Source organism: Streptomyces sp. PKA51 (genome assembly GCF_057552455.1).
Genome location: NZ_BAAJPZ010000009.1, coordinates 1 through 17447 on the forward strand (window position 1 = coordinate 1; position 17447 = coordinate 17447).

Below are 17447 nucleotides of genomic sequence, written 5' to 3' on the forward strand. Positions count from 1 at the left end.
CCCCCGCCCCCCCCGGTCCCGCCCGGCCCGCCCGCCCCCGGCGCCACGGGCGGCTACGGCTACCCGGGGCCCGCCGGCGACGCCACCGTCCAGGCCGAGCTGTGCCCGCAGTGCCGCACACCGCGCGAGGCGCAGGCGCCGTTCTGCGAGGAGTGCCGCTACAACTTCGTCACCCGCTCGGCCAACCCGTACGCCTCGCCGCCGCCCCCGCCCGGCCACGGGCTGCAGTCCGCGCCGCCGCCCCCGCCGCCGGCCCACCCCCAGCCGCCGCAGGGCTTCGACTACCAGGGCTCCCGGCCCTCCCGGGTCAACCGTCCGGCCGAGCCGCTGACCCCGCAGGGCCCCGGCCAGGGCTACGGGACGGCCGCCCCGGGCTACGACGGGCAGGACTACGAGGCACAGGGCTACGACGCGCAGGGGTACGGCTCCCGGCAGCACGCCACCCCGGGCCGCACCGCCCCCGGCCACAACGCTCCCGGCTACGACTCCCCCGGCTACGAGGACGACTGGGTGCTCTCGCCGCCGGAGGGCGCGCCCGAGCCGCCCGCCGGCTGGGTGGCCGTCGTCGCCCCGGACCGCGAGTACTTCCTGTCGATGATGAACCGCAGCGGCCCGGAAGCGGCCGGGCTGAACCTGCCTGCCTACTCCCCCGAACTGCGCTTCCCGCTGGACGGCGGGCAGGTCACCATCGGCCGCCGGCGGCACAGCACCGGCGAGTCCCCCGACATCGACCTCTCCCGCCCGCCGGAGGACCCGGGCGTCTCCCACCAGCACGCCATGCTGGTGCAGCAGCCGGACGGCAGCTGGGCCGTGGTCGACCAGGACTCCACCAACGGCACGACGATCAACGGTTCGGAGGATCCCATCCAGCCGTACGTGCCGGTGCCGCTGCGCGAGGGCGACCGGGTGCACGTGGGCGCCTGGACGACGATCACGGTGCGGCGGGGCTGAGGAGTCTTAAGGCGGAGGTCCTCGGTCCGGTGGTCTGAGACCATGGAGGGGTGATGGAGATTCCGCGCGGCACGCTTCAGGAGCAGACCTTTTACGAGCAGGTCGGCGGGGAGCAGACCTTCCGGCGCCTGGCCCACCGCTTCTACCAGGGTGTGGCCGAGGACCCGCTGCTGCGGCCGATGTACCCCGAGGAGGACCTCGGCCCGGCCGAGGAACGCCTGGCCCTGTTCCTGATGCAGTACTGGGGCGGTCCGCGCACCTACAGCGAGAACCGCGGTCACCCCCGGCTGCGGATGCGCCACGCACCGTTCACCGTGGACCGCGCCGCCCACGACGCGTGGCTGCGGCACATGCGCGACGCCGTCGACGAGCTCGGGCTGGAGCCCGGGCTCGAAGGACAGCTGTGGAACTACCTGACGTACGCGGCCGCCACCATGATCAACACAGCCGACTGACCCACGGCGCCCCGTCTGCGGGTGCGTCGTGGCTAGTCACGCAGTTCCCCGCGCCCCTGACGGGGCGCACCGCACCCGCCGGGCAGGCGCCAGGCCGTGAACCGGTGTTCCGTGGCGGGACGTGCCCGTCGAGTACGGACCATGGGCCCGGATCTACGACCTGTTCCGCCGATGGCAGCGGAATGGCACCTGGCACCGGATCCTCACCCGTCTCCAGTCCCTGGCCGACGCGGAAGGTGCGATCACATGGGACCTGAGCGTCGACTCCACAGAAGTCGTCCTCACACGCGATGGCGTCTCGGCACCAGCCCGGGACCCCGGTCTCTGCCTTCTCCCCCCAGGGGCTGCGGCAGCCCTGTGGCCTACCCCGTCCATGCACGTCCTGGCGCGTGCCGCCCGACTACGCCGAAGCCTCGGCCCCTGCGCTGGGGGCGAACCCGCTCCCCTGCTCGGCGAACATCTTGATCGCGGCGCCCAGGAAATCCACCATCCCGGGGTGGTAGGAATTGTGGAACGCCCTCATGGCCTCGTCCTCGGCGTAGAAGAGCGACATGCCGACGTAAGCCTCCCTGGAGGGGGTGTAGAACCGGCAGGCGATGTCGAAGTGCCTGCGGACGAGCTCCTGGATCTTCTGGTCCCCCGGCAGGGAGCCGCCGTCCAGGAAAGCCGTGATCTCCCGGTACAGGACGTCCCAGTCCTGGTGGACCCGCTCCCTGTCCACATGTTCCCAGTTGTTGGTCCCGGCAAGGCTCTTCGCCTGCTCCTCGGCCAACGCCCGGCGACACTCGTCCTCGTAATTGTTCCCCACGGCACCGGTTCCCATCGTTTCGTCACCTCTCCGGTGGATCCCCGAGAGGCCGCCGACATGTCGACGTCGACCGGCCGCCGATGATCAACTGCCCGTCCAGGCCGAACGGTGACACACAGCCACCGGGTCGGCAAACCATTTCTCGGCCCCTCCGGCGCTCCGTCCCGGTCAGCCGGCGGCGGAATGGCGCAGCTCGAACGGCGATCCGTCGGAGCGGGGCGTCCGGCCGCTCGACCGCGCGGCCCGGATTCCCGCGGTGACCTTGCGCGGCAGGACGAGCTCGGCTGGCGCGCAGGGCCTAGTGCCGGGGGGTGACCGACAGGTCCCGCAGGCCGCCGCCGGTGCTCACGGCCACCGAGCCGTGCGGCGTGCGCAGCCGCAGCCAGCCCCGCGCGGCGAACAGCGCCAGCGGCTCCGGGGCCAGCGCCGTGGCCGTGCCGTTGCGGGCGCCCGCGGGCGCCTGGGCCCGGGCCGGGCGCAGGAAGCCCAGCGCCTGGGCGGCGTGCACCGCCCGCAGCGGCAGCCCCGTCTCCCCCAGGGTGCGGGACCAGATCTCCCGGCCGATGCGGTCGCGCTCGGCCCGGGTGCGGTGCTGCTCGGGCAGCGCCTCGTCGCGGGCGCGGAACTCCGCGACCGCCGCGGCCACGGCCGCACGCACCGCCTGCTCGCCGGGCAGCCCCTCGACGCGCTGCCAGCCGCCGCGCGGCGGCAGCACCCCGGCCCACGGCGGGCCGGTGACCGGGGGCGGGACGACGATGCCGGCCGCGGCGCCGTGCCGGGCCGGCTCCCCTTCGTGCGGCTCGTCCAGGGCGTCCAGGAGCTGCCCCGCCGAGACGGTGACGTCCAGCTCGACCGGGTCGGCCAGCCGGGCGGTGCGCACGGCCAGCACCTCGAAGGACGGCGGCCGGCCGAAGACCGCGAGGACCCCGCCGCCGGCCTGCAGCCGGACGGCCGCGGCCCGGTCGAAGTGGATCAGCCGGGCCAGGAAGGCGGCCAGGTCGGCCGCCTCCCCGGCATCGGCGAAGCGCAGCCGCTGCGTCATGCGGCGACGGCCTCCTCCGCGGCGTCGTCCTCGTACGCCAGGAGCAGCTCGCGCTCCTCCGGGGTGACCCGGCGCGGGCGGCCCGCGGCGAGGTCGAACGGCACGACCACGGTCGAGGCGCGGACGTAGGTCTGCTCGGCGTCCTTGATCTCGTAGGAGACCGTCATGGACGCCGCGCCGATCTTCGCCACCCACAGCTCGACGGTCACCGGCTCGGGCCGGTGGACCAGCGGACGCAGGTAGTCGATCTCGTGGCGGGCCACGACGGACCCGTCCGCGAAGTTGCCCTGCGTCGCGCCCTGCTTCACCGCGTGGATGAAGTCGATCCGGGCCTCTTCGAGGTAACGCAGGAAGACCGCGTTGTTGACATGGCCGTAGGCGTCCATGTCAGACCAGCGCAGGGGGCAGGAGTAGCGGTAGCGCGCCACGGTCAGCCCCGGGTGAGCTTCTTGTAGGTGGCGCGGTGCGGACGGGCCGCGTCCGGGCCGAGACGCTCGATCTTGTTCTTCTCGTACGACTCGAAGTTGCCCTCGAACCAGAACCACTTGGAGTTGCCCTCGTACGCCAGGATGTGCGTGGCGACCCGGTCGAGGAACCAGCGGTCGTGGGAGACGACCACGGCGCAGCCGGGGAAGTCGAGCAGGGCGTTCTCCAGCGAGGAGAGCGTCTCGACGTCGAGGTCGTTGGTCGGCTCGTCGAGGAGCAGCAGGTTGCCGCCCTGCTTGAGGGTGAGCGCCAGGTTCAGGCGGTTGCGCTCGCCGCCGGAGAGGACGCCGGCCGGCTTCTGCTGGTCCGGGCCCTTGAAGCCGAACGCGGAGACGTAGGCGCGCGAGGGCATCTCGACCTGGCCGACGTTGATGTAGTCCAGCTCGTCGGAGACGACGGCCCACAGCGTCTTCTTGGGGTCGATGTTGGAGCGGTTCTGGTCGACGTAGGAGATCTTGACCGTCTCGCCGACCTTGATGTCGCCGGAGTCCGGCTTCTCCAGGCCCTGGATCATCTTGAACAGGGTGGTCTTGCCGGCGCCGTTGGGGCCGATGACGCCGACGATGCCGTTGCGCGGCAGGGTGAAGGACAGGTCGTCGATGAGGACCTTGTCACCGAAGGCCTTGGAGAGGTTGTTGACCTCGACGACGACGTTGCCCAGGCGCGGGCCCGGCGGGATCTGGATCTCCTCGAAGTCCAGCTTCCGCATCTTGTCGGCCTCGGCGGCCATCTCCTCGTAGCGGGCGAGGCGCGCCTTGGACTTGGCCTGACGGCCCTTGGCGTTGGAGCGGACCCACTCCAGCTCTTCCTTCAGGCGCTTCTGGCGCTTGGCGTCCTTCTGGCCCTCGACCTTCAGGCGCGCGGCCTTGTTCTCCAGGTAGGTGGAGTAGTTGCCCTCGTAGGGGTGGGCGCGGCCGCGGTCGAGCTCCAGGATCCACTCGGCGACGTTGTCGAGGAAGTACCGGTCGTGGGTGATCGCCACGACGGTGCCGGCGTACTTGGCCAGGTGCTGCTCCAGCCAGTTCACCGACTCGGCGTCGAGGTGGTTGGTGGGCTCGTCGAGCAGCAGCAGGTCGGGGGCCTCCAGCAGCAGCTTGCACAGGGCCACGCGGCGCTTCTCACCACCGGAGAGGTTGGTGACCTGCCAGTCGGCGGGCGGGCAGCCGAGGGCGTCCATGGCCTGCTCGAGCTGGGCGTCGAGGTCCCAGGCGTTGGCGTGGTCGAGCTCCTCCTGGAGCTTGCCCATCTCCTCCAGCAGCGCGTCGGAGTAGTCGGTGGCCATCAGCTCGGCGATCTCGTTGAACCGGTCGAGCTTGCCCTTGATCTCCGCGACGCCGTCCTGGACGTTCTCCAGCACCGTCTTGGACTCGTCGAGCTTCGGCTCCTGCATGAGGATGCCGACGCTGTACCCGGGCGAGAGGAACGCGTCGCCGTTCGACGGCTGCTCCAGCCCGGCCATGATCTTGAGGACGGTGGACTTACCGGCACCGTTGGGGCCGACCACACCGATCTTCGCACCGGGCAGGAAGCTCAGCGTCACGTCATCGAGGATGACCTTGTCGCCGTGCGCCTTGCGCGTCTTGCGCATGGTGTAGATGTACTCAGCCAAGAGAAACCGTCCGGCAATCGAGAAGGGCCAATGTGCGGCTCCGCCGCGTGAGGGCAGATACACCCCATCTTGCCGTACCGGTACCCCTCGGCGGAAACGCGTTGTGCCCGGCGGGCCGCCGCGTCACCGGGCACCCCGCGTCACTGGTCGCCGGCCGCCTCCGTGCGGCGCAGGAGGAAGACGGCGGCGCCGCCCACGACGATCAAGGCGATGGCCACGCCGGCCACCTCGGGCGTGGCGCCGCTGCCCCCGGTCCCGGCGAGGTCGCCGCCGGCCGCGGGGCCGCCACCGGCGCCGGCCTTGTGCATGACGACGGGGCTCGCCGCGGCGGAGGGCCTGGCGGTGCCGGGGCCTTCGGCGGCGCCGGTTTCGGCGGTGCGGCAGTCGAGGATGCCGGAGAAGGTTCTGGCGAAGCCGCCGGGGCCGGTGACCTGGAGCCGGTACGCCTGGTCCTCGCCGACCCGGACCAGCGTCGTCTCGGTGCGGCCGGGGGCGACGGTGTGCGCACGGCCCTGCAGCTCGTGGGCGAACGGGCGGTCGCCCTTGTTCTCCACGGCGACCTGCACTCCACCCGCCGCGCAGTCCTTCCGGGCGGTCACCGCGGGTATCGCGCCCTTGGCGGCCCAGGTGGCCCCGGCCGCCGCCGACACGGTGCTCTCGCTGGACCCGGCGAGGATCATGGTCTGGGTCCGGGTGTGGTCGCCGATGAAGGCGCGGCCCACGGGGACCTTGGTGGCGGCCGTGGCCTTCAGCGCGGCGGAGCCGTCGGGGGTGCCGGCGGGGACGTCGAAGTAGACCTCGCCGCCGTTGCCGGTGGTGGTGACGGGCTTGCCCGCCTTGTCGACGAGCCGGACGTTCTTCGCGACCGCGGCGGCGGAGGGCGTGACGGTGACGCTGCTCGCGTCGGTGCGGACGGTGACGGGGCCTATGCGCCCGCCGGCCCGGCCGGAGACGGCCGCCGGGGTCAGGGTCAAGGACGCCTGCGGCTCGGGGGTGTCCTCGGCGTGTCCGTAGAGATAGTCGGCGAGCTTCTGGGCCTCGGGGCTGACGGCGTCGACCTTGACGGAGTCGGAGTAGCGCCAGACGGCGACCTGGGTGCCGGCGGCGGCGCTGTTGGCGTCGAGGGTGCCGGCGCCGGAGTCCTTGGCGAGCGCGGCAAGATCGTTGACCTGCGGATAGGAGTGCTGCAGGATCCAGCGGATCCGCCCGGCGTTGGGGTTGTCGTGCAGCGAGGACTCGCCCCAGCCCGTCTCCTTGTACTTGGCGCCGTCGACGGTGTTGGTGAGGATGTCGACGCAGTAGGTCTGCAGGGTGCCGCCGCCGTCGACCTTCATCTCGAACAGGCCGGCCATGACGGGGCCGGTCCTGCGCCGGTCGTGCACCACGGCGCCGCCGCCGGCGGTGATGCGGCCCAGGGTGGCGCTCACGCCGCCCTGCTGCGTGCCCTCCTCGGTGGCCGCGGCACCGGAGGCCGCCGTGCCGGCGAGCGTCAGACCGCACGCCACCAGCAGCACCAGGGCGCGGCGGACGATCCCCCGCCCCTTCACAGAGTTCATGGATTTCCTTTCGCGCGGGCGCGGACCGCGCACGGACCGGCCCCGGCCGTCGCACGAGCGCCCCGTCGGACAACTCGGAACGCAGGTGCCCCCGTTGCCATGCAGGGGATCTTAAAGATCAGTTGCAGGGCTCCGGGCCGCACATCTCTTCGGACGGCCGATCCGAATCGGAATCGTTATCACATCAACGTTTGATGGCGGCGATTATCGATAAATCACCGGAACCGCTTGCTCCGCGAGGGCCCGTCAGGACCCCGGTCCCGGCTCCCCGGCGCCGACGGCGGCCGCCACGCGGACCGGCTCGACCGGCAGTGGCAGCCGGGCCGGCGCAACCCTGCGGAAGGCGGAGGTGCCGCGCGTCAGATCGTGGCCGATGGAGACCGCGTCGATGTCCGCCGACAGCCACCGCCTGTCCTCGCGCTCCTGCTCCTGGATGCGCAACCTGCCCTGCACGATGACCGGTTCCCCCACCGACAACGACCCGACCACGTTCGCCGCCAGGGTGCGCCAGGCCCACACGGTGTAGAAGCTGGTGTACGCGTCGGCCCACTCCTCGCGCTGCCGGTCCCAGCGGCGCACTGTCGCCGCGAGCCGGAAGCGCGAGAGGGCCGCGCCGTTGGCCGCCTCCCTGAAGTCGGGCTGCGTCGCCACGTTCCCCACGACCGTCACGAGCGTCTCGTTCATCGGAAGGCTCCTCCCCCGTCGCCGGAACCGGTCGCCACGACCGGCCCGGACTTCATCGTGCCCGGGTCCCGCGATCCCCGCAGAGGGCTGTGGACAAGCAGCGGCATGGGGAAAACTCCGTCACCCTTGAGGCCACCCCTGAGGTCACCTCCGAGGCCCCTGAGGTCACCTCCGAGGCCCCTGGGGACACCTCCGAGGCCCCCGAGGTCACGCCTCGCCCGCGGCGATCACGTACTGGGCCCGTACCTCCCGGTACCGCAGCAGCTCCGCCGCCACCGGCTCCAGGACGCGGGCCCGGCCGCAGCACGCGGCGGCGCTGCGCAGCCGGTGCTCGGTCTCCAGCCCGTACCCCCGCGCCGGCCCCCGGGCCGCGAGCCGCCCGCACCAGGCCAGCACCGGGCCGGCCAGGCCGCCGCCGGCCATGAGGGCCGCCGGCGCCCACCAGGGGCCGCCCGCGAAGTCGCCGGTCACGTCCCCCACCATCCAGGCCAGTCCCAGCAGTTGCACCAGCGACAGCATGCCCTGGCCGGCCGCGACCGCCGCCCACCAGCGGGGCCGTACGGTCTGGGAGCGGGCGCCGCCGCGCCGGCCGCCGCCGCTCGTCGGCCACACGCCCGTGCGGCCGCCGTCGGCGCGTCCCACGCCCGTGGGCGGCTCGGCGCCGCCCGCGCCGACGGGCCGCCGCGCGCCCGGCACCTCGGCCGCCGACGCCGTGGCGGCCACCTCGTCCAGGGCCTCGGCCAGCCCTTCCGCGCCCCGGGCGGCCGCCTCGCGCACCGCCTGGGCCCAGGGGTCCGGCAGCCCGGCGGACGCCTCGTACGCCAGGGCCCGTACGGCCTGCTCGACCAGCGGCCGGGAGGCCGTGCGGCGGGGGGCCGGCCCCGTACCGATGCCGCTCGGGCCCCTGGTGTCACCGCCGACGCACTCGTCACCGTCGCCGTCGCCGCCCCGCGCGGTGCGCGGCGCGAATCCGGCGAATTTCTTGCACCACTCGTAGCAGTAGCGCAGTCGCGTCCATGCCGTACCGCAGGCCCGCTCGGCGTCCCGGCGCCACGCCCGTTCCGCGGCGAGCCCGGCCGCCTGGGCGCCGACCGCCTCCGCCAGCCGGTCCTCGAACTCCTGCCGCGCCCGCTCGGTCAGCCCCGGCCGCACGTCGGTGACGTAGGCGGGCCGCAGCCGGGCCGAGACGCCGTCGACGTCGGCCGTCAGCCGCAGCTCCGCCGCGTTCCGGCGGGCCACGAAGCCGCCCAGGGCGTCGCGCAGTTCGCCCACGCCCGCCCCGGTCAGCGCGGACAGGGCCAGCACCGCGGCCCCGGGCTCGCCGTGCTCGCCGAGGGCGATGCCGTCCTCGTCCAGCAGCCGCCGCAGGTCGTCCAGCACCTGGTCGGCGGCGTCCGCGGCGAGCCGGTCCACCTGGTTGAGCACGACGAACGTCACTTCGGCGTAGCCCGCCAGCGGCCGCAGATAGCGCTCGTGCAGCACGGCGTCCGCGTACTTCTCCGGGTCCACCACCCAGATCACCGCGTCCACCAGGCCGAGCAGCCGGTCCACCTGCTCGCGGTGGCCGGGCGCCGCCGAATCGTGGTCGGGCAGGTCGAGCAGCACCAGGCCGCCGAGCGCCGGGTCGTACGGCCGCACCGGCTGCCGGCGGGCGCGGGCGGGGATGCCCAGGCGCTCCAGCAGGCCGTCCGCCCGGTCGCTCCACGCGCACGCGACGGGCATGGCGGTCGTGGGGCGGCGTACGCCGGCCTCCGAGAGCTGCGCCCGGGCGAGGGCGTTGAACAGCGTGGACTTCCCGCTGCCCGTCGCCCCCGCGATGGCCACGACGGTCAGGTCCAGCGCATGGCGGTGCCGGGCGGCGGCCTCCTCCAGCACGCGCCCCGCCTCGGCGAGCGTGCGCCGGTCCAGGCGGGCGCGGGAGAGCCCGACCAGTTCGCGCAGGGCGTCCAGGCGCGGCCGCAGCGCGAGCCCGACCGGCGAGGGCGAGGGGGCGATGCGGGGCACGGCCGGGGGCGCGGGCTCCGGCAGGGGCCCGGCGTGCGCGACCCGGCGCGGGGCGGGCTCGGGGCGGGAGCGGCGGGCGATGAGGCCGTCGTTCCAGTAGCGGTCGGGGCGCGCCGTGGGACCGAGGCGCTCGGCGGAGACCATGCGCTCTGCGTCGCCTTCATACGCCCCCGGTTCCGCGGAGGCGTCGGTGTCGTTCCCGCACCCCGCCCCGGCCCCGGTGTCGTCCCCGGGGTCCGCGGCCCGGCCCTCGTCCCTTGTGGACACGGCCGTCACCTCTCCTTCTGCAACAGGGACAGCGCCGCGATGAGCTCCACCTGGTGGTCCGGGGTCATCTCCAGTGCTTCGAGCGGGCGCGTACGGCGGTCGCGCTCGGCGTCGAGGACCTGCTCCAGGCAGTCGGCCAGCAACTGCCCACCGCGGTCGCGCAGTCGCAGCGCGCGCTGGGCGCCGTAGGCCGACGCCAGCGTCGCGCCCGCACCGGCGGCCCGCCGGCCGCCCAGCAGCGCCGCGGCCAGCAGTGCGGCAGTGCGTTCGCTCTCGGCCCCCTTGTCGCGTTCGGCGGCCCGGACCTCCTCCTCCGCGATCTCCTCCAGGCAGCGCCGCCACCGGCGCACGGCCACGCCCACCCGGGCGCGCATCCCGTCCGGGTCGCGGGGGCCGAGGGCGTCCACGGCGGCCGGGTCGGTCTCGGAGAACGCGGCGATCTCCTCGTCGGCGGCGTCCGCGGCGCAGCTCAGCAGTGCGACGACGGAGCCGGTCAGGGCGGTGAGCAATTCGTCGGGGGTGCTGTCGTCGGGGTAGCCGCGCCAGTGCGTCAGGGCGTCCCCGGCCAGTGCCTCGCCCGCCTCGATCTCCCCGCGCACCCGTTCGATCGCCCGCCCGTAGGCGTCCTCCACGCGCTGCAGGGTCCGTACGGCGGCGGCGTGCTGCACGGCGAAGGCCCCGGCGAGCCCGGGCAGCCGGGAGCCCAGCGAGGACAGCACGCCGCGGGCGGTGCGGGCGGTGGCGACGGCCCTGGCGGCGGGATCCTCGGCGCGCTGGGCGAGCCAGGCGCGCAGCCCGGCGACCGCGGTGGAGGGCAGCAGTCCGCTGCCGTCGGCGGATTCGGGCAACTCCGGGATGGTGAAGCGCGGCACGTCGCCGAGGCCGGCGTTCTCCAGCAGCGCGTCGTACTGCCGGGAGACCTCGACGGCCACCTGGTGCGGCACCCGGTCCAGCACGGTCACGAGCGTGACGTCGTACTCCTTGGCCGTGCGCAGCAGGTGCCAGGGGACCGCGTCGGCGTAGCGGGTGGCGGTGGTGACCAGCACCCAGATGTCGGCGGCGCAGATCAGGGCGGCGGCCAGGTCGCGGTTGCGGGCGACCAGGGAGTCGATGTCGGGGGCGTCCAGCAGGGCCAGGCCGCGCGGCAGGGAGCGGTCGGTCTCGATGCGCAGGGCGAGCGGGGTGTCCTCGTCCTCCTCGGGCTCCGGGACGGCCGCCGTCGCCTCCTCCTCGTCGACGCCCTCGGCGGCGCAGGCGCCGGCGGCGCCGTCCTGGGCCGGCACCCACACCCGGCGCAGTCGGGGCAGCACCCGGGGGCCGGCGAACCAGTGGTGGTCGTCGGGATGGCAGACCAGGACCGGGGTACGCGTGGTGGGGCGCAGCACCCCCGCCTCGGTGACCCGCCGCCCCACCAGCGAGTTCACCAGCGTGGACTTGCCGGCCCCGGTGGACCCGCCCACCACGGCCAGCAGCGGCGCCTCGGGCGCGCACAGGCGCGGGATCAGGTAGTCGTCGAGCTGCGCCAGCAATTCGGCCCGGTTCCGGCGGGCCCGGGCGGCGCCGGGAAGGGAGAGCGGGAAGCGTGCGGCGTCCACGCGGTCACGCAGTGCGGACAGCGCGTCGAGCAGTCGGGGCCGTACGTCCAAGGTCGCCACACGTGCAGAATGCCCAATTCTGGGGTGATTTTGAAACATATTGGCCCTCGGGCGCACTGCGTGGCGCACGGGGCCCAGGCATAACGAGTAGACAACACCCGCTTCCCGGGACGTCAAAAACGATGCGAAAATCGCACCTGCCTGCGATTATCAGGACCGCTTCACCGAACCTCCACATCGTGCTACGGAGGTGAAGCAACCGGGACGAGGTACGCGGAGCCCTATCCTTGTCCCCGGCAAGGTCACGGCACCACCGAGCCCGGGGCTTCAGCCGTCCGCGACCGCCGCACACACCGGCCCCCGTAGCTCAGTGGATAGAGCAGGCGCCTTCTAAGCGCTTGGCCGCAGGTTCGAGTCCTGCCGGGGGCGCTCCGCACTTCACGCCCCTCCCTTCCGGGAGGGGCGTTCTTGCTGTTCAGGGACGTGGGTAACGACACGGCGACAGCTGGTACAGGGATGCATTATCTTGGCGATCGCCGGGGGGAGAGACCATGTCATCGGTAGGCCGCAGCACGTCGAACGCTCACTACGGACGCAGCAGCACGGGCTTCCGCCACGGCGTCCGCCGTCCCCAGTGTCCTTGTACCGAGCGGCACATGACGCCGCGCCACGAGCCCGCGAACCACCACGCCGGTTGACACCGCCCGGAGGATTCGCCACCACACTTCACCCTCGGGCCCCCCACGGTCCGACTGTTTCTCACCTCGTGTGCACCGCGACCGCTTGAGGTTGCGACGGCGCCCCGACGACGTCGGCGAGCGTTCGCGCGCCCGCGTCCCGCGGAAGACACGACGGCACATGCTTGCATCCCCCACGAATCGCCCCGCCCAGCGCCAGGAGGCGCGCCTTGGAGGTTCGCATGTCCCATGCCCCAGCCACCCGTCTCCCGGGGCCGCCGGGGAGCGCCGGTGACGGTAGACGGATCCTTCCCGTACGGAGAGTGATGCACGCCTCCGTGGCCGCACCGGTTCCCCCGGCATCCGCACGGAGCACGACCGCCCCTCGGGTGCTCATCGCCGACCGGGACCCGCTCTCCCGCCATGTCATCGGCACGACGCTGCGCGGCAGCGGCCAGGTGCGGTCGATCTTTGCGATCGACGCCGGACGGCCGTTACGCGAGTGGCAGCTCGACCGGGTGGATCTGGTGCTGTGGTCCGTCAGTCCCGGTGACGACGTCGGCCGCCAGGTGCGGGCCCTGGTGGACAGGGGGGCACGGGTGCTCCTGCTCAGCGCCCGGTGGGCCGGCCGGGACATCGACGCCGCCCTCGCGGCAGGCGCCGCGGGCCTGCTCGCCAAGGACGCCAAGCCCGACCGGCTCGGCTTCGCCGTCGGTGCGGCGGCCGTCGGGTACACCCTCTTCAGCTCCGGGCTGATTCCCACCGCCGTGCCGGGCCCGGCCGGCAAGCCGAAGGCGGCGGCCGGGCCCGGGCATCACATCGGCAGCCTGTCCGACCGGGAGTTCGAGGTCCTGTCCCTGCTCGCGGGCGGCATGTCCACCACCGAGGTCGCCGATGAGCTGGATATCACCTCCGCGACCGTCAAGAGCCACGTGTCCCACATCCTCGGGAAGCTGAAGGTCCGCAACCGGGTGGAGGCCGTCCTGCTGTTCCAGCAGACGGCCTCCCACCGCGGCCTCAGCGACTGGCCGGAGCCGTGACCGCGCTCTGCGCGGAGCGCCGGCCGAGCCGCCGGTTCGCCGCCGAGACCACTGCCTTGACGCACGCCTGGGTGGGGTGGGCGTCGATGCCGGCTCCCCACAGCACCTCGCCGTCCACCAGGCACTCGGCGTAGACGACGGTGGCCGGGCGCAAACCGTCGTCGACCGGGTGGCTCGTCGTCTGCAGCACCGTCACCGAGGCGAGGGGCGCCAGGGAGCCGGCGGCCGCCTCCGCGGGCCCGGCCCCGGTGCCGGTCAGCTCCGCCGGCTCGCCGTCGAGGCGCGCCTCGACCGTGAGCCGGCACGTGCCGTCGTCGGCCGTGTCGGTGCGGTGCCCGAGCACCGCCACCCGACCCCAGGGGTCGTCGTAGCGCTCGAGGTAGGTGTCGGAGAACAGCAACCAGATGTCCTCCGGCGTGGCCTCGCCGCCGCGGGTGTCCGTGTACTGCTGCACGGCGCGGGAGAACTCGATCTGCATCCGGCGCGGCACGTCGAGGTGATGGTCGTTGCGCAGGACGTAGGCCACGCCGCCCTTGCCCGACTGGGAGTTGACGCGGATGACGGCCTCGTAGGAGCGGCCGACGTCCCGGGGGTCGATCGGCAGGTACGGCACGCCCCACTCGGTCTCGGCGACGGGCGTGCCCTGTTGCGCGGCCCGGGCCTCCAGGGCCTCGAAGCCCTTCTTGATCGCGTCCTGGTGAGAGCCGGAGAAGGCGGTGTAGACCAGGTCGCCGACGTAGGGGTGCCGGGCGTGGACCTCCATCCGGGTCAGGCGCTCCACGGTGCGGCGCACCTCGTCGATCCGGGAGAAGTCGATCTGCGGGTCGACGCCCTGGGAGAAGAGGTTCATGCCCAGGGTGACCAGGTCGACGTTTCCGGTGCGCTCCCCTTGGCCGAACAGACAGCCCTCGATCCGGTTCACGCCGGCCATCACGGCCAGTTCCGCGGCGGCGACGGCGGTGCCGCGGTCGTTGTGCGGGTGGGCGGACAGGCACACGTACGGGCGCCGCGGCAGGTGACGCGACATCCACTCGATGCGGTCCGCGTACGTCGAAGGGGTGGAGCGCTCGACCGTGGCCGGCAGGGCGTAGACGATCTCGCGGCCCTCCTCGGGCTGCCAGAGGTCCATCACCGCCCCGCACACCTCCAGGGCGAAGTCCGGCTCGGTCTCGGTGAACATCTCCGGGCTGTACTGGTAGCCGAAGACGGTCTCGTCGCCCAGCAGCTTCTCGGCGTAGGCCATCACCAGGCGGGTGCCGTCCACCGCGATCCGCTTGATCTCCTCCTTCCCGGCGCGGAAGACCACGTCGCGGAAGAGGGGAGCCGTCGCGTTGTACAGGTGCACGGTGGCGCGCGGCGCACCGACGAGGGACTCCAGGGTCCGTTCGATGATCTCTTCACGGGCCTGGGTGAGGACGGTGATCGTCACGTCCTCCGGGATCGCGTCCTCCTCGATGATCTGGCGCACGAAGTCGAAGTCGGTCTGCCCCGACGCGGGGAAGCCGACCTCGATCTCCTTGTAGCCCATGCGCACCAGCAGGTCGAACATCTCCCGCTTGCGGGCGGGCGACATGGGGTCGATCAGCGACTGGTTGCCGTCCCGCAAGTCGGTGGAGAACCAGCGCGGCGCCTGCGTGATCCGCTGCTCCGGCCAGGTGCGGTCGGGCAGGTCGATCGCCTCGTACGGACGGTAGCGGTGGGCCGGCATCCCGGAAGGGCGCTGGCGGACGGTCGCGGCGGTGACCGGTGTGGGACGGCCGTGCAGGGGCGACAAGGATGAGGGGGGAGCAGTCACTTCGGGTCCTCCCAGAGAAAGGGTCCGATCGGAAGGGGAAGGGTCACAGCCGGGCCGTCACGGCACTGATGCGGTCCACGGCCTCCCGCAGCACCTGCGGTGCCGAGGCGAAGGACAGCCGCACCAGGCCCTCGCCGCCGGGGCCGAACGCGGGGCCGGGAGTGACGGCGACCTTCGCCTCACGCAGCAGCCAGGCGGTGAACGAGGCCGCGTCCGCGAAGCCGGTGCCCGTGACGTCGCACAGGACGTACAAGGCGGCGTCCGGTCGTGCGCAGACGAGGCCGGGCACCTGGTTCAGGCCGTCCACCAGCAGGTCGCGGCGCTCGGCGTAGGCGGCGGTCATCCGCTCGATGTCGTGCTGCGGGCCGGTCAGGGCCGCGAGGCCGCCGCGCTGGACGAACGATCCGGCGCATCCGACGGTGTGCTGCTGCACCTTGAGCATCTCGGCGGAGACGTCCTCGGGCGCCGCAACGTACCCCAGCCGCCAGCCGGTCATCGCATAGCCCTTGGAGAAGCCGTTGACCGTCACGGTGCGCTCGGCCATCCCCGGCAGGGTGGCGAGGCTGATGTGCTCGCCACGGAAGCGGACCTTCTCGTAGATCTCGTCGGCGATCACGAACAGGTCGTGGTCGACAGCGCAGTCGGCGATCGTCTGCGCCTCGGCCGGGGTCAGGACGTTGCCGGTCGGATTGTTGGGGTTGTTGATCAGGATGGCCCGCGTGCTCGGCGTGATGTGCGCCTCAAGGGCCGCACGGGTGATGCGGAAGCCGTCGGCCGCCGCCAGCGGGGCGAACACCGGCCGGGCACCGGCGAGATGGGCCATCGCGGAGTAGCTGACCCAGCTCGGGGTGGGCACCAGCAGTTCGTCGCCGGGGCCGAGCAGGGTCATGACGGAGATGAACAGGGCGTGCTTGGCCGACGGGGTGACGATCAGCTGCCGGGCCGGGTCGACGTGCAGGCCGTTGTCCTTCGCCAGCTTGTCGCCGATCGCCTCCAGCAGGGCGGGCAGTCCGCGGCTGGGCGTGTAATGGGTGAATCCGGTGCCGAGGGCATCGTGGGCCTCGGTGGTGATGTGATCGGGAGTGGCGAAGTCCGGTTCTCCACCGCCCAGGTCGATGACGGACTCGCCCTGGGCACGCAGCTCGGCCGCCAGGTCGAGGATCGCATAGGTCGGTGACTTCTCGATCAGGGAGAAGCGGGAGGCGACGCGGGACGACATGGATGAGCTCTTCCTTTTGGGGAGCCGCCCGCCCGCGGGCGCGGGCGGGCGGCTGGTGACGGTTGCTCAGTCGGCGACGAGGCCGCGGGTCCCGTTCAGCCATGCGTCGGCGTGCACGTCGGCCGCCGCGTCGTCCCGGAAGGCGTAGGTCTTCAGCAGCCACCGGCTCTTCGCCCGGACCGGGTCCAGGATCTCGATCTTCTCGCGGCTGTGCATGCCGTCCTGGTTGGCCAGCACGAACAGGTCACCGGTGAGGATGCGGTGGCGCTGCTTGTGGGCCTTGGCCAGAGCGTCCTTCAGCGCGATGATCGCGTCGCGGGCCGCCACGGGGGCGTCCGGAGCGACGGTCGTCGTGGTGTCCATGTACCGGAAGCTGTGGTGGCCGTAGAGGACCGGGTGCTTCTCCGACTCGGTGAGCTCGTTGTTGTGCTCGCGGGAGAAGACGTCGAACGGCGTGACGAAGTACGACTCGCGCAGCGTGGCCTGCTGCTCGTCGTCGAGGTGCTCGAGCAGGGCGGTGCCGTCCACGTAGCCGGTGTAGATCACGTCGTCCGGGCACCGCATGCCCAGCAGCGAGATGTAGTCGGCACGCACCGGGTGCGCGGTGCGGTCGTTGTGGAAGTACAGCTCGCTGTCGCTGTAGCCCGTGAACAGGCCGTCGAAGCGGTTGTAGGCGACGACGTCGGTGAAGAAGTCACCGCGGTTGCGCGCGTAGGCGAGCAGCGGCGTGCCCATGAGCTGGTTGAACAGCTCCAGCAGGGCCTCGCCGACGAAGATCGTCTTCTTGGCGTGCTTGTCGCTGACCGGGTCGTCGTTGTCGAGCAGCGGGATCTCCGCGTCGAGGGGAACGTTGCGCAGGACGTGAGCCTGGGATGTGCCGTCGAGCCGCTCCTGGCGTATGCGGGAGCAGACCTCGGTGAAGAAGGCCGGCACGCGGCCCTGGTCGATCACATCCGCCACGGCACGGGAGAAGGCAGGGTAGTCCTGGTAAGGGTGCTTGCCGATCCCGTCGAGCAGGTTGTACAGCTCGTCGCGCTCCGCCTGACTCAGGGAGTAAATGGGTTGCATCGCTCGCTTTCCTGATTCGTGTCAGCCGCACTTTCAGGGCTGGTCGCCGTGCGGAGTGAGAATTGCGGAACGCATTCTTGGAGCGTCCGCGAGTGATCGTCAATGGAGATCATTCAAAGGTGGAGCGGCCGCCCGCAAAGGTGGAAGGAGTATCCACCGCGCCCCTTCTTTGTGATGAGGCGAAAGCGGAG

General features: G+C 72.6%; 14 protein-coding genes, 1 tRNA gene and 1 pseudogene. 5 read left to right on the top strand and 11 right to left on the bottom strand.

What is annotated here, in order from left to right; genetic code table 11:
* The 3 genes and pseudogenes from AC27L3_RS15650 to AC27L3_RS15660 all read left to right on the top strand — a co-directional run.
* The coding region (locus AC27L3_RS15650) for an FHA domain-containing protein (protein ID WP_487234628.1) at positions 1-951 on the top strand (951 nt) is incomplete at its 5' end.
* Between the two features lie 50 nt (positions 952-1001).
* On the top strand, positions 1002-1406 hold the full coding sequence (locus AC27L3_RS15655) for a globin (protein ID WP_487234629.1): 405 nt from the start codon (positions 1002-1004) through the stop codon (positions 1404-1406).
* Between the two features lie 112 nt (positions 1407-1518).
* Positions 1519-1596, top strand: a pseudogene (locus tag AC27L3_RS15660) (hypothetical protein); the annotation flags it as partial.
* Between the two features lie 210 nt (positions 1597-1806).
* Here the strand turns inward: AC27L3_RS15660 and AC27L3_RS15665 are convergent.
* The 8 genes from AC27L3_RS15665 to AC27L3_RS15700 all read right to left on the bottom strand — a co-directional run bounded on the left by AC27L3_RS15665 (position 1807) and on the right by AC27L3_RS15700 (position 11508).
* On the bottom strand, positions 1807-2229 hold the full coding sequence (locus tag AC27L3_RS15665; RefSeq protein ID WP_487234630.1) for a TipAS antibiotic-recognition domain-containing protein: 423 nt from the start codon (positions 2227-2229) through the stop codon (positions 1807-1809).
* Positions 2230-2512: 283 nt separating this feature from the next.
* Positions 2513-3256 carry a DUF8010 domain-containing protein gene (locus AC27L3_RS15670; RefSeq protein ID WP_487234631.1) on the bottom strand — a complete coding sequence of 248 codons (744 nt, stop codon included), beginning with the start codon at positions 3254-3256 and terminating at the stop codon, positions 2513-2515.
* Positions 3253-3684 carry an acyl-CoA thioesterase gene (locus tag AC27L3_RS15675; RefSeq protein WP_365967662.1) on the bottom strand — a complete coding sequence of 144 codons (432 nt, stop codon included), beginning with the start codon at positions 3682-3684 and terminating at the stop codon, positions 3253-3255. The genes AC27L3_RS15670 and AC27L3_RS15675 overlap by 4 nt, the downstream gene beginning before the upstream one ends.
* A gap of 2 nt (positions 3685-3686) precedes the next feature.
* Positions 3687-5351, bottom strand: coding sequence for an energy-dependent translational throttle protein EttA (ettA, locus tag AC27L3_RS15680; RefSeq protein ID WP_487234632.1), 1665 nt, complete (start codon positions 5349-5351; stop codon positions 3687-3689).
* 140 nt (positions 5352-5491) lie between these two features.
* On the bottom strand, positions 5492-6907 hold the full coding sequence (locus AC27L3_RS15685) for a Cys-Gln thioester bond-forming surface protein (RefSeq protein ID WP_487234633.1): 1416 nt from the start codon (positions 6905-6907) through the stop codon (positions 5492-5494).
* Positions 6908-7153: 246 nt separating this feature from the next.
* Entirely contained in the window at positions 7154-7591 is a 438-nt protein-coding gene (locus AC27L3_RS15690) for a single-stranded DNA-binding protein (RefSeq protein ID WP_487234634.1), read from the bottom strand.
* 207 nt (positions 7592-7798) lie between these two features.
* The gene (locus AC27L3_RS15695) at positions 7799-9739 is read right to left on the bottom strand and encodes a GTPase (RefSeq protein WP_487234819.1); all 1941 of its coding nucleotides are present in this window, start codon (positions 9737-9739) and stop codon (positions 7799-7801) included.
* A 128-nt stretch (positions 9740-9867) separates the two neighbouring features.
* Positions 9868-11508, bottom strand: a complete 1641-nt coding sequence (locus AC27L3_RS15700; protein WP_487234820.1) for a dynamin family protein — start codon at positions 11506-11508, stop codon at positions 9868-9870.
* Positions 11509-11813: 305 nt separating this feature from the next.
* On the opposite strand from AC27L3_RS15700, the gene AC27L3_RS15705 reads away from it, so the two are divergent.
* Positions 11814-11886: transfer RNA gene (locus AC27L3_RS15705), tRNA-Arg, on the top strand.
* A gap of 574 nt (positions 11887-12460) precedes the next feature.
* Positions 12461-13174: a helix-turn-helix transcriptional regulator gene (locus AC27L3_RS15710; protein WP_487234635.1), complete on the top strand. Its 714-nt coding sequence runs from the start codon at positions 12461-12463 to the stop codon at positions 13172-13174.
* On the opposite strand, the gene leuA is transcribed toward AC27L3_RS15710, so the two are convergent.
* The 3 genes from leuA to AC27L3_RS15725 all read right to left on the bottom strand — a co-directional run bounded on the left by leuA (position 13152) and on the right by AC27L3_RS15725 (position 17256).
* On the bottom strand, positions 13152-14948 hold the full coding sequence (gene leuA, locus AC27L3_RS15715) for a 2-isopropylmalate synthase (protein WP_487234821.1): 1797 nt from the start codon (positions 14946-14948) through the stop codon (positions 13152-13154). The two genes, AC27L3_RS15710 and leuA, sit on opposite strands and share 23 nt — an antisense overlap.
* A 64-nt stretch (positions 14949-15012) precedes the next feature.
* The gene (locus AC27L3_RS15720; RefSeq protein WP_487234636.1) at positions 15013-16188 is read right to left on the bottom strand and encodes a pyridoxal phosphate-dependent aminotransferase; all 1176 of its coding nucleotides are present in this window, start codon (positions 16186-16188) and stop codon (positions 15013-15015) included.
* Between the two features lie 66 nt (positions 16189-16254).
* Positions 16255-17256: a TauD/TfdA family dioxygenase gene (locus AC27L3_RS15725; protein WP_487234637.1), complete on the bottom strand. Its 1002-nt coding sequence runs from the start codon at positions 17254-17256 to the stop codon at positions 16255-16257.
* Between the last annotated feature and the right edge of the window lie 191 nt (positions 17257-17447).

Coding starts and splice junctions, on each gene's coding strand:
- AC27L3_RS15665 (WP_487234630.1), bottom strand. CDS start 2,229: ATGGGAACCGGTGCCGTGGGGAACAATTACGAGGACGAGTGTCGCCGG.
- AC27L3_RS15670 (WP_487234631.1), bottom strand. CDS start 3,256: ATGACGCAGCGGCTGCGCTTCGCCGATGCCGGGGAGGCGGCCGACCTG.
- AC27L3_RS15685 (WP_487234633.1), bottom strand. CDS start 6,907: ATGAACTCTGTGAAGGGGCGGGGGATCGTCCGCCGCGCCCTGGTGCTG.
- AC27L3_RS15690 (WP_487234634.1), bottom strand. CDS start 7,591: ATGAACGAGACGCTCGTGACGGTCGTGGGGAACGTGGCGACGCAGCCC.
- AC27L3_RS15695 (WP_487234819.1), bottom strand. CDS start 9,739: ATGGTCTCCGCCGAGCGCCTCGGTCCCACGGCGCGCCCCGACCGCTAC.
- AC27L3_RS15710 (WP_487234635.1), top strand. CDS start 12,461: ATGCACGCCTCCGTGGCCGCACCGGTTCCCCCGGCATCCGCACGGAGC.
- AC27L3_RS15720 (WP_487234636.1), bottom strand. CDS start 16,188: ATGTCGTCCCGCGTCGCCTCCCGCTTCTCCCTGATCGAGAAGTCACCG.
- AC27L3_RS15725 (WP_487234637.1), bottom strand. CDS start 17,256: ATGCAACCCATTTACTCCCTGAGTCAGGCGGAGCGCGACGAGCTGTAC.